The sequence below is a fragment of the Komagataeibacter sp. FNDCF1 genome, assembly GCF_021295335.1.
GTDB lineage: Bacteria > Pseudomonadota > Alphaproteobacteria > Acetobacterales > Acetobacteraceae > Komagataeibacter.
In genome coordinates this window covers 2206906-2218682 of sequence record NZ_JAIWOT010000001.1, presented here as the reverse complement: position 1 = coordinate 2218682, position 11777 = coordinate 2206906, and the positions used below count along the sequence as shown (strand labels likewise).

Sequence of the window (11777 nt, the reverse complement as noted above, 5' to 3'; positions counted from 1 at the left end):
GCGTTCCCTGCGCACGCGCGGCGTCACAGCAGCTTCATCACCTTGAGCAGCATCCACGTGATCATCATGAATACAAAGCAGATGCCACCGGCCTCCACCGTGCCCATGGTGCCCGAAGCCAGGAACATGCCACCGGTATTCATGCCGAAAAAACCGGTCACGAAGGTCGCGGGCAGCATGAGCGTGGTCACGATGGAAACGGTATAAAGGCGACGGTTGGTTTCTTCCGCCTGACCCGATGCCAGTTCATCCTGTAGCGAGCGCGCGCGGTCCTGCAGTGCCAGAAGGTCATCCAGTGCCGCGTGGATCTGGCGCTGGGAGCGGTCGCGTATGTCATCCTCCGCCCATTCAGGCAGTTCCAGGTCCTCGTTATGGAAAATGCGGTCAACGGGCGAGATCACGCGCCGCAATTCGGTCGAGCGGCGGCGCACCCGCCCGATCAGCCCGCTTATGCGCCCGAAATCCGTGTGCTGGTCCAGTGTCAGCAGCAGGTCCTCGGCCCGGTCCAGCTGGTCATCAAGCATGCCGATATTGCGCCGCACGGTATCGGCAAACTCGAGCAGGGTATGGTCAACCACCTCGGCGGGGGAATCGAGTGAATCGATACGTTGCAGCGCGCGGTAGACAACACCCAGCGCGGGCACGGGCTGCCGGCGCGTGGTGATGAGCAGGGTCGGCAGGACCGCGAAGCGCCAGGCGGAGAGGTTCTTGTCGTCCTCCGACATGGCATCGTCAAAGCCGGGCAGGGCGCCGTAGACGATGTCCCCTTCCGCTTCCACGTTCGTGCCCCGGTCCGTGCTGCCCAGTGCAAGGCGCACTTCCTCGGGCAGGCAGGGTATGGACTGTATGTGGGCGCGGCTGGCGGTATGGACGATGTCGTAATGCAGCCAGACCCACGATCCCGGGCTTTCGGGGGGATGGCCTTCCAGCGCATGGACAATCTGTTCGTCGTTCAGCCGCCGGGGCCGCTGGCCTGCCTGGCAGGCAATGGCCCAGACCAGCCCGTTGGAGACGGATGTGGCGGAGGGCAGCCCGGCGGCAGGGGATGCGGCATTATCCGCCATCGGGAAATCGGGGACGGTTTCCATCGCATATCCCTCCATCATGCCGCAGGTCGGGCGCGGGTGATTTCAACTGGTCCTGTCTGGCCAGAAACAAAACGGGCGGCCGGTGGCTTCTGGCCACACGCCCGCCCGTCCGCGTTTCAGCCGGGCATCATTTCATGAGTTCGGGGGAAACCTTGCCGCCATTTGCCGCCAGCTTCGCCATGACCTGCTTGATCAGCCAGACGTTCATGGAAGCGGAATCGTTCATGTCGCCCGTATAGTGCAGTTCCGTCGCCAGTTCCTTGCGCGCGGAAAGCGAGCTGTCCATGCCCAGCAGCTTCATCAGGTCGACGATGGATGTCTGCCAGTTCAGCTTTTCGGGGTTCTTGGCGGCCAGTGCGCCCAGCACCGCATCCACGTCCACCGGCTGGGCGGGAGCGGCCGCGGGGGTGGCGGCTGCCGTAGCTGCCGGGGCTGCTGCGGCAGGGGCCGCGCCGGGGGCGGCGGCCGGTGTGGCTGCCGCCGCGGTGTGGCTGCCGAAGATCTTGGACAGGATCGTACCGAAGATGCTCATGATATCGTTCTCCAGGGTAAGGTGTTCCCGGCGGGGGCCGGGAACATCATGCACAGGTTAGCGTGTCGCGCGGTTACTCAGTAACGATACAGGTCATTCTTGAACGGACCGCTGACCGGTACGCCGATATAGTCCGCCTGTTTCTCTGACAGCTTCGACAGCTGCGCGCCGACCTTGGCCAGATGCAGGAAGGCCACCTTTTCATCGAGATGCTTGGGCAGGGTATAGACCTTGTTTTCGTACTTGCCTGCCGGCGCTTCCCACAGGTCGATCTGGGCCAGCGTCTGGTTGGTGAAGGACGCGGACATGACGAAGGAGGGGTGGCCCGTCGCATTGCCCAGGTTCACCAAGCGGCCTTCGGACAGGACGATCAGGCGCTTGCCATCGGGGAAAATGACCTCATCCACCTGCGGCTTGATGTTGTCCCACTTGAAGTTGCGCAGCGCGCCGATCTGGATTTCGGAATCGAAATGCCCGATGTTGCACACGATGGCGCGGTTCTTCATCTCACGCATGTGCTCCAGCGTGATGACGTCCTCGTTGCCCGTGGCGGTCACGAAGATATCGCCGCGCGGGGCGGCATCTTCCATCGTCACGACCTCGTAGCCTTCCATCGCGGCCTGCAGCGCGCAGATGGGGTCGACTTCCGTCACCAGCACGCGGCAGCCCGCGTTGCGCAGCGATGCGGCGGAACCCTTGCCCACGTCGCCATAACCGGCAACCACGGCAACCTTGCCCGCCATCATCACGTCCGTGCCACGGCGGATCGCGTCCACCAGGCTTTCACGGCAGCCATACAGATTGTCGAACTTGGACTTCGTGACGCTGTCATTGACGTTGATGGCCGGAACCTTCAGCAGGCCCTTCTTGGCCATGTCCCACAGGCGATGCACGCCGGTCGTGGTCTCTTCGGACACGCCACGCACGTCATTGAGCATCTCGGGATATTTTTCGTGCATCAGCGTCGTCAGGTCGCCGCCATCGTCGAGGATCATGTTCGGCGTCCAGCCGTCCGGCCCCTTGATGGTCTGCTCGATGCACCACCAGAACTCTTCCTCGGACAGACCCTTCCAGGCAAAGACCGGCACGCCGGTGGCCGCGATGGCTGCTGCCGCCTGGTCCTGTGTCGAGAAGATGTTGCACGACGACCAGCGTACTGTCGCGCCCAGCGCGGTCAGCGTCTCGATCAGGACGGCGGTCTGGATCGTCATGTGCAGGCACCCGGCGATGCGCGCGCCCTTCAGCGGCTTGGACTCGCCCTTTTCCTCACGGAGCGCCATGAGACCGGGCATTTCACCTTCCGCGATGGAAATTTCCTTGCGGCCCCATTCGGCGAGGGAGATGTCCTTGACCTTGTAGTCGGTGCTGGTGGTCATTTTTTATCCTGTGTCTGTCAATTCGGCACAGGATATAGCCGTTCGTGCGCGACTGATCCAGAGCAGGCGGCATTTCATGTTCACGCCATCGTGCGGGCGACCTCTTCCGCCTGTTTCAGGATGCGCAGGAAATTCTCGCCCCACAGTGCGGCGATCTGGCCGTTGTCATAGCCCCGGCTGCGCAGTTCCGCCGTCAGATTGCCGGACTGGGAGGCATCGGCCCAGCCGCGTATGCCGCCCCCGCCATCGAAATCGGACGAGATGCCGACATGGTCGATACCGATTCGTTTTACCGCATAATCGATATGGTCCACGAAGTCGGCCACTGTGACCGGGCGCATCTCGCGCACGTCACGCGGGCGCAGGAAGGCATCCATCGCGGTAATATGGATCACCCCGCCGCAGGCCTTCAGCGCATCAAGCTGGCCATCATCAAGGTTGCGCGGGTGGTCGCACAGCGCCCGCACGCATGAATGGCTGGCAAAGACCGGCGCGCGGGACAGTTCCGCCGCCTGCATCATCGTTGTGCGCGCGGTGTGCGATACGTCGACCAGCATGCCCAGGCGGTTCATCTCGGTGATCGCGTCCCGCCCCAGCGCGGACAGGCCGCCATGCAGGCTGTCGGGATCGTTGAGGTGGTGCATGGGCCGTGCCGAATCGGCCAGCTGGTTGTGGCCGTTATGGGTCAGGGTCATGTAGCGTGCGCCCAGGGCGCGGAAGCGCGCGATGAGCGAGAGATCCTCCCCCATCGCATAGCCGTTCTCCACTGCCGGGATGATGGCGATGTCACCCGCCGCATGGGCCGTGCGCACCGCTGCCGCCGTATCGCATACCTGCACGCCCGCATTCTCGCCCGTGCGGGCGATCACGCCCAGCATGTCCAGCGCCCGAGCGCTGGCCGCCGCATGGCCGGCGGCATCGCGCGCATCCTGCCCCACATAGGCGACAAGGCAGGCCGCCCCCAGTCCGCCTGCCCGCATGCGCGGCAGGTCCACCCGGCGCGAGGGCGCGCCGGTGGCGAAGTCACCCCGGTCGGGCCACGGAATGTCGACATGCGTATCGATGGTCAGGAGCGTGGGGTGGGGGGTGGCGTGCGGGGATGGATCGGTCATGGGGTCTCCCTCTCTGGATGGTGATAATGAACCACATGCAACCCGGTCCTGAAAACTGGGCATAAACCGAAACCTGCTTTCTGCCGTTAGGCTTGTCAGCGGCGACCCACGTCCTGCCCCGGCCCGGTTGCCACCCTGCCGTCCATGCGACGGGGTCCCCTGTGTGGTCGGGCGCGTCTGACGAAGGAACCACCATGACCACCATTCCCCTGCTTACCCTTAACGATGGGCATCGTATTCCCGCCATGGGTTTCGGCACCTATCCCCTTGACAACCCGCAGGCCGAGGCCGCGGTGCGCGAGGCGCTGACGGCGGGCTACCGCCTGTTCGACACGGCATCGCGCTACGGCAATGAAAGTGGTGTGGGCACCGGGCTGGTCAGCTTTGATGTGGGGCGGGAAGATATTTTCGTCACCACCAAGCTGCGTGGGTCCGACCAAGGGTTTGACAGCACGCTGCGCGCATTTGATGCCAGTCTCGCGCGGCTGAAGATGAGCTATGTCGACCTCTACCTGATTCACTGGCCCCTGCCGATGAAGGACCAGTATGTCGAAAGCTGGAAGGCGATGATCCGCCTGCGCGACGAGGGGCGGGTGCGCTCGATCGGCGTGTCCAACTTCCTGCCCGAGCACCTGCAGCGCCTTGTGGATGAAACCGGGGTGACACCCGCAGTCAACCAGATTGAAATGCATGCGGATTTTGCCCAGGGCACGCTGCTGGCCATGCATGAAAAGATGGGCATCCTGACCGAAGCCTGGAGCCCGCTGGGCCGCGGCAAGCTGCTGGAAAACCCGGTAGTGCAGCGTGTGGCGTCCCGGCATGGCAAGTCCACGGCCCAGGTCCTGCTGCGCTGGGTCATCGACCGCGGTGCGGTCCCCATTCCCAAAAGCGCGCACCCCGAACGCATGCGGGCCAACCTGCACGCTTTCGATTTCCAGCTGACTGCGGACGACATGCGTGACCTCGCCACGCTGGACAGCCCGCACAACCGTACCGGCGGCGATCCCGCCACCTATGTGGAGGAATGATCCTTACGCCTGCGCCCGTGTCCGTCTCGTGGTGTGACGGCAGGCCAGGATTGCACAAGCGCAGGCCGGCCTGTTATGGTGCGCCGCCCGTCCCGTCGGGCGGGCCGTACCGGCACGTCCGCCATGGGAGCATGGGCGGCATGAGCGGGATCACGGCACCACATGGCAGCAACGCAGGCAGTCGCGGCATCTGACGGAGGGCGCGCGCCCTCTCCATCGTCTTCCCCATCCTGCCGGCGCGCCATGCGGTGGCTGGCGCTGGGTCTGGCCGGTGCGCTGGCAGCCTGCGCCAGCAGCGGCCCTCGCGAAATGAGTGAGGAGCAGATGATCCACGAGGCCGATTCCTATCGCGCCCGTGCCCATACCAGCTACGCCCCGCCCGGCCCGCCGGAGGACCCCTGGGGCCCCTATATCAATGAAGCCTCGCAGCGTTTCGATGTGCCGGCGATCTGGATCCGGCAGGTCATGCAGCGCGAGTCGGGGGGGCAGCTTTACCGCAATGGGGAATTCGTCACCTCGCTGCCCGGCGCGATGGGGCTCATGCAGCTCATGCCCCCCACCTATGACGAAATGCGTGCGCGCTACAGTCTCGGCCCCGATGCGTTCGAGCCGCACGACAATATCGTGGCAGGCACCGCCTATATCCGCGAGATGTACGACATCTACGGCTCCCCCGGTTTCCTGGCCGCCTATAACAGCGGGCCCGGACGGCTGGATGATTTTCTTGACCGCTACCACACCCTGCCCAAGGAAACGCGCGATTACGTGGCCTCCATCGGGCCGAAAATCGCCGGAAGTTCGCCGGTCAACCGCTCACAGGCCGACCTGCTGATCGAATCGCGCGCCTTTGCCCGCGCCCAGGCCGCCCAGAACAGCCGGGGCGGGCGCAGCCGGGGCCGCCAGCTGCTGGCCTCCGTGCCCGGTGGCACCGCAGCCGATACCCCCCCGCCCGAGGCGGCGGCCGTACGGGCGGCATGGAGCGCGCGTGAGCAGAGCGGCATCGTACCCATGGCCGCGGCCGGCACCCAGCCCGGCGTGATCACCATGGCGACTGGCCATGGCTGGATGGTGCAGGTCGGGGCCTATGGCTCGGCCGGGCAGGCGGAACATGCGGCAGGGCAGGCACGGGCCAGGATTTCGGCCAGCGGGGTGCATACGCAGGTCGCAAGCGTTGCATCGCATCATGGTCATGTCTATCGTGCAAGGCTGACCGGCCTATCGCACGAGGCTGCGGAACAGGCCTGCCAGAAGCTGGGTGGCTCCGGCTGCCAGGTCCTGCCGCCAGCCACATGATGGCCCGGCCACATGATGGCATTGACCCCGTATCCGGGGTGTGAGGAACCATGAGGTATTTTTACAGGCGTTCCCGCTGGTCCCTGCCGGGGCTGTGCCTTCCGCTTGTGGGTGTGATGGCGTTCGCGGGCTTCATCTGCTTTTCCCCCGCGCGCGCGGCCCTGCCGGTTGGCAGTCAGGCGCCCCTGTTCGATGCACAGGCCACGCGCAATGGCAGCGAGTTCAGTTTCCGCCTGGCCGATGCGCTGCGGCAGGGGCCGGTGGTGCTGTATTTCTATCCGGCCGCCTTTACCCGTGGCTGCACCATCGAAGCGCATGAATTCGCCGATGCGATGGACCAGTACAAGGCGCTGGGGGCCTCGGTCATCGGCGTGTCCACCGATGACATGCCGACACTGGACCGCTTTTCGGTCAGCGAGGGGCATGGCCGCTTCCCCGTCGCGGCCGACCCGCAGGGCCAGATCGCACGACTGTATGACAGCCGCCTGCCGCTGCTCAACCGCGCCAGCCGCACATCCTATGTCATCGCCCCCGATGGCAAGGTGGTGTACGCCTACAGCGCCCTGTCTCCCAACGGACATGTCGGCCGCACGCTCGATGCGTTGCGGCAGTGGCGCGCGGCACAGGGCAGTGCCAGCCCGGTTTCCCTGCCACCAGCGGCAAAATAGGGTGCATGCCCCTTTGTGTTTGACTTGGGGGCAGGGCGCGTTATTGACTGATCCCGCGTCATCCGCAGGGGAGAAGCCGGTGTGAAACCGGCACGGTCGCGCCACTGTATACCGCGTGTCGCATGCGGAAGTCAGACCTCTCCGGCGGATCAGGATATCATTCCGTTACGGGACGCGCTTTCCCGACAGGAGCTCTGAACCCATGTCCCTTTCATTCCCCCCTGCGCGCCACGGTGCCGCCTGATGGCCGGCCGTCTTCTGCTGCGTGGCATGCTGGCCGGCATCCTTGCCGCCTGTCTTGCCTTCCTTTTCGCCCGGGTGTTCGGGGAACCGCAGGTCAATCTGGCCATTGCCTTTGAATCGGCACGGGATGCCGCCGCCGGTGAACCGCCGGAGCCTGAACTGATCAGCCGTGGGGTGCAGGCCACCTTTGGCATGCTGACGGCCGCCATCATGTATGGCGCGGCCTATGGCGGGCTGTTCTCGCTGGTATTTGCCGCCGCCTACGGGCGGCTTGGCCGCTTTTCGCCACGCATGCTGGCCCTGCTGCTGGCGGGGGCGGGTTTCCTTGCGGTGGTGCTGGTGCCGGGCCTGAAATACCCGGCCAATCCCCCCGCCGTGGGCCAGCCCGCAACCCTCGGGCTGCGCACCGCGACCTATTTCGAGATGGTCATCTTCTCGCTCTGTGCCCTGACGCTGGCCGTGCTGGCGGGCCGCAAGCTGGCGGCAGGCCTGGGCAACTGGGGGGGCACGCTATGTGGCGCGGCACTGTTCGTGGTGCTGGTTGCCGTGTTGCAGGCCGTGCTGCCCGACTTCAATGAAGTGCCTGACAATTTTCCCGCCAGCGTGCTGTGGCGCTTCCGTGAAGCGGCGCTGGGCATGCAGCTGGTACTGTGGGGGGGACTCGGGCTGCTGTTCGGTGTCATGGCCGACCGCATGCTGGCGCGCCGGTCCGTCCGTTACGGCTGAGTATACGCAGGCCCCGGCGTGCGGCCTGCCGACGGGGAGGGACGAAGCGTGACGGTGGCCGGGCGCGGCGTTGCATGCATGGCACGCCAGCCGCCCGCCCCGTCTGCCCCATATTGTCGCACGCCATGATGAAGGGCTATGGATAGGCGCATGATCGCCGATTTCATCCGCCGTCTTGCCCGGCGCCGTTCTTCATCGCCCGTCCAGTCCCGGCCTGCGCCGCGTGCCGCGCGTCAGGTGATTGCGCCCGAAGCCGGTTCGGTTGCAGCGCATGCCATTGCAACCGCGACGGTCGTGCCGTCGGGGCGCGCGCGCGCATGCATGCGCACCGCACGCGGGGTGGGCAGGCTTGCGGCCATTACCGTCTGGGTTCCGCTCTCGGTCGGGTTCGAGGCGGTGCTGCTGCTGGTGCCCGGCACAGCCAAGATCCGCTGGACGCGCATGGTCTGGGGCGGGCTGTGCCTGCTGCTGTCGCTGCGCATACGGGTGGTTGGCCGCAGGGCGGGCGGCGTGGGCGGGCGCAGGGCGCGCCAGCGTGGCGAGCGGCCCGTCATCTATGTGTCCAACCATTCCACATGGCTTGACGTGCCAGTGCTGGGCACGGTGCTGCCCTCCAATTTCGTGGCCAAGGGCGATATCGAGGGCTGGCCCATCATGGGGCTGGTCTCGCGCATTGGCCGGACCATATTCGTCAGCCGCCAGCGCAGCACGACCGGGCGCGAGCGTGACGAGATGCTGCACCGGCTGATGGTCGAAGGCGATAACCTGATCCTGTTCCCCGAGGGGACATCATCGGACGGTTCACGTGTCCTGCCGTTCCTGTCGGCCTTTTTCGCCATTGCCAAGCCGCCGCGCCTGCCACCGGGCAAGGCCCCGGCCGAACCGGAAAGCGAGGCCGCGGCCATTGCCGCCCGCCCCGGCATGACGCCGCTGATCCAGCCTGTCTCGGTCGTGTATGACCAGCTGGAGGGCGTGCCGGTCAACCGCACGCGCAGGCCGGTCTTTGCATGGTATGGGGACATGGAGCTTGGCCCGCATGTGTGGCAGCTGCTCAAGTGGCGGTCGATGCGCGCGACCGTGCTGCTGCACCCCGCACTTGATCCCGATGATTTCCCCAGCCGCAAGGCGCTGGCCCAGGCGGCCTGGCGGGCCGTGGCCGCCGGTGCGGCGGAACTGCGCCAGAACGTGCCCCAGCCGGAAAATGAAAGCGCCTATGCCTGCCGCCCGCTGGCGGGCATGCTGCCCCAGGACCTGGAGCGCCGCCGGGACTGACCGGTTTGTGTCAGGATTGAGGCATGTCATTTTCCGCGTGGCCCGTGCATACTAGGGTCGGGCGCGGATCTGCGGGTCCATGCGCCTGTGGCCTGACCGCAATCCGGTCGGCTGCCATGCCTGGTGCTGCCAGGATACAGTGATCTCATATGGTGCGGACCATACCCGTGCCAATGCTCTGGAGTTTACGGTGGATCAGCCGAAAATTAGCGCCGATGTCCTGCTTTCAGCCATGGAACAGGCCATTGATCCCATGGTCGTGATTGATGAGCATAACATCGTCATCCTGTTCAATGCCGCGGCCGAACGGATATGGGGCCTGCCGCGTGCACAGGTGATTGGCCAGAACGTAAGCTGCCTTGTGCCCATTGCCGAGCGCGCGCAGCATGACGGCTACATCGACCGCAACCGTGAGACCGGGATCGGCCGGATCGTCGGTACATCGCGGGAGGTGGAGTTCACGCGCGCCAATGGCGAATATGTGTGTGGCGAACTGTCCATTTCCCGCGTGCAGCTGGCCGGTACGAGCAAGATCTACTACATCGCCGTCATGAAGGATGTGACGGAGCAGAGCCGTCAGCGCAAGATCCTGATCCTGCAGAACGACATCCTCCAGGCACTGGCGTCCGACCTGAGCATACAGGAGGTGGGTGATCTGCTGTGCCGCCGGGTGGACGGTTTCGTGCCCGACGGCGTGGGGGCGCTCATGCTGCTCGACCGCTCGCGGCGCAGGCTTGTGGTCTCGGCCGCCCCCGGCATGCCCAACCGCTACCGTACGGCGCTGGACGGCATGGAACTGACCCCCGAACAGGTCGAGATGCTGCGCAGCAAGCCCGACAGCGCCAACGCGGTGATATGGGATGGCCATGTCAACCTTGCGCGTTCGCTGGGGCTGGAGCAGTGCTGCGCGTCAGCCATCATTTCGCGCAGCGGGCAGGTCATGGGCATTTTCGCGCTGTACCTGCGCGAAAGCGGGACGGACGTGGCATGGCCGCAGCGCGTGGTGTCAACCTGCATGCCCTTCTGCGCGCTGGCGATCGAGCAGAACGAGACGCGCCAGCACATTGCCCAGCTTTCCAATTTCGACAGCCTGACCGGGCTGCTCAACCGCACGTCGCTGCATAATGTCATCGAGCGCCTGATCATGCGCGGCGGGGACAGCCGGTTCACGCTGTTCATGGTCGACATAGACCGCTTCCGTGACATCAACGATGCGCTGGGCCATGTGAACGCCGACCGTTTCCTCATCGAGATCGGGCGCCGGATCCGCACGCTGGTCAATGATGAATACATTGTCAGCCGTTCGGGCGGTGACGAGTTCATCATCGTCGTGCCCGACTGCACGCATGCGCGCGCCGAGCAGTTTGCGGAAAAGCTGATCAATGCCATAGCCAGGCCGCTGCAGGTGGAGGAAAACACCCTTACCATTTCCTGCTCCGTCGGCATCAGCACCTTCCCCGAGAACGGTCCGGACAGTGAATCCCTGCTCAGCCTTGCCGATGCGGCGGCAAGGCAGGCCAAGGAGGACGGGCGCGGTCTCTATCGCTTTGCAGGCCATGAGAAGAACCAGGTGGCGCAGGAACGGCTCATGCTGGGCTCGGCGCTGCGTGATTCGCTCTCCAAGGGTATGCTGAACCTGCATTACCAGCCGCAGGTGGAAACCATGACCGGTGGCCTGTACGGGGTGGAGGCCCTGTCACGGTGGCACCATCCGACGCTGGGCAACATCTATCCCTCACGCTTCATTGCCGTGGCGGAGGAGACCGGGCAGATCGAGGCCATCGGGCGGTGGTCCCTGCAGGAAGCATGCAGCCAGATGGTACGGTGGGACCGTGACGGCGTGCATGTGCCCACCGTTGCGGTCAACCTGTCGGCGGTGCATTTCCGCAATCGCGCGCTGCCCGAATATATCGCCAACCTGCTCAATGAGCATGGCCTGACCCCCGACCGCCTGACGGTGGAGATTACCGAAAGCGTGATGATGGACAGCAGCACCGAAACCGAGGAGGTGCTGCACGCCATCCGGCGGCTTGACGTGGGGCTGTCGATGGATGATTTCGGCACCGGCTATTCATCGCTTTCGCGCCTGACGCGCCTGCCGCTGACCGAAATCAAGATCGACCGCAGTTTCATCAATGACTTCGAGCATGACACCAACGCCCAGGCCGTGACCATGGCGGTCATCGGCATTGGCAGCAGGCTGGGCATGACGGTCGTGACGGAGGGGGTCGAGACCGAACAGCAGTGGCGGTTGCTCGAGGAACTGCATTGTGATGTGATGCAGGGCTACCTGTTTGCCCGGCCCCTTCCGCCGGCGGAACTGGAAAAATGGTTCCGGGCGCGGCAGGCGCAGGGTTCGTTCGTTATTCCCTCACCATGAATGTTGTGTCTTACGGTCGCCAGCATTGCTGGTCTGATTTCATGAAACATCCTAATTTG

Annotated in this window: 10 protein-coding genes and 1 riboswitch; of the genes, 6 read left to right on the top strand and 4 right to left on the bottom strand. The window is 64.9% G+C overall.

From position 1 onward, the window contains the following. Window positions 1-23: 23 nt before the first annotated feature. The 4 genes from LDL32_RS10495 to LDL32_RS10480 all read right to left on the bottom strand — a co-directional run bounded on the left by LDL32_RS10495 (window position 24) and on the right by LDL32_RS10480 (window position 4108). Entirely contained in the window at window positions 24-1088 is a 1065-nt protein-coding gene (locus LDL32_RS10495) for a transporter (RefSeq protein ID WP_370636691.1), read from the bottom strand. Window positions 1089-1215: 127 nt separating this feature from the next. Continuing rightward, the gene (locus tag LDL32_RS10490; protein ID WP_233066642.1) at window positions 1216-1620 is read right to left on the bottom strand and encodes a DUF3597 domain-containing protein; all 405 of its coding nucleotides are present in this window, start codon (window positions 1618-1620) and stop codon (window positions 1216-1218) included. Between the two features lie 77 nt (window positions 1621-1697). Beyond that, the gene (ahcY, locus tag LDL32_RS10485; protein ID WP_233066640.1) at window positions 1698-2996 is read right to left on the bottom strand and encodes an adenosylhomocysteinase; all 1299 of its coding nucleotides are present in this window, start codon (window positions 2994-2996) and stop codon (window positions 1698-1700) included. An 80-nt stretch (window positions 2997-3076) separates the two neighbouring features. Further along, complete coding sequence (locus LDL32_RS10480; protein ID WP_233066638.1) at window positions 3077-4108, bottom strand: dipeptidase; 1032 nt, start codon at window positions 4106-4108, stop codon at window positions 3077-3079. Between the two features lie 194 nt (window positions 4109-4302). Here LDL32_RS10480 and LDL32_RS10475 point away from each other — a divergent pair, with 194 nt between their 5' ends. The 6 genes from LDL32_RS10475 to LDL32_RS10450 all read left to right on the top strand — a co-directional run bounded on the left by LDL32_RS10475 (window position 4303) and on the right by LDL32_RS10450 (window position 11718). After that, window positions 4303-5136, top strand: a complete 834-nt coding sequence (locus LDL32_RS10475) for an aldo/keto reductase (protein ID WP_233066636.1) — start codon at window positions 4303-4305, stop codon at window positions 5134-5136. Window positions 5137-5379: 243 nt separating this feature from the next. Then, on the top strand, window positions 5380-6429 hold the full coding sequence (locus LDL32_RS10470; RefSeq protein ID WP_408887033.1) for a transglycosylase SLT domain-containing protein: 1050 nt from the start codon (window positions 5380-5382) through the stop codon (window positions 6427-6429). A 50-nt stretch (window positions 6430-6479) separates the two neighbouring features. Next, window positions 6480-7097, top strand: coding sequence for a peroxiredoxin (locus tag LDL32_RS10465; RefSeq protein ID WP_233066630.1), 618 nt, complete (start codon window positions 6480-6482; stop codon window positions 7095-7097). A 30-nt stretch (window positions 7098-7127) separates the two neighbouring features. Next, window positions 7128-7275, top strand: a riboswitch (cobalamin riboswitch). 65 nt (window positions 7276-7340) lie between these two features. Beyond that, window positions 7341-8066, top strand: coding sequence for a CbtA family protein (locus tag LDL32_RS10460; protein WP_233066627.1), 726 nt, complete (start codon window positions 7341-7343; stop codon window positions 8064-8066). Window positions 8067-8216: 150 nt separating this feature from the next. Further along, on the top strand, window positions 8217-9338 hold the full coding sequence (locus LDL32_RS10455; RefSeq protein ID WP_233066623.1) for a lysophospholipid acyltransferase family protein: 1122 nt from the start codon (window positions 8217-8219) through the stop codon (window positions 9336-9338). Window positions 9339-9417: 79 nt separating this feature from the next. After that, window positions 9418-11718, top strand: coding sequence for an EAL domain-containing protein (locus tag LDL32_RS10450; protein ID WP_233066620.1), 2301 nt, complete (start codon window positions 9418-9420; stop codon window positions 11716-11718). Window positions 11719-11777 lie beyond the last annotated feature (59 nt).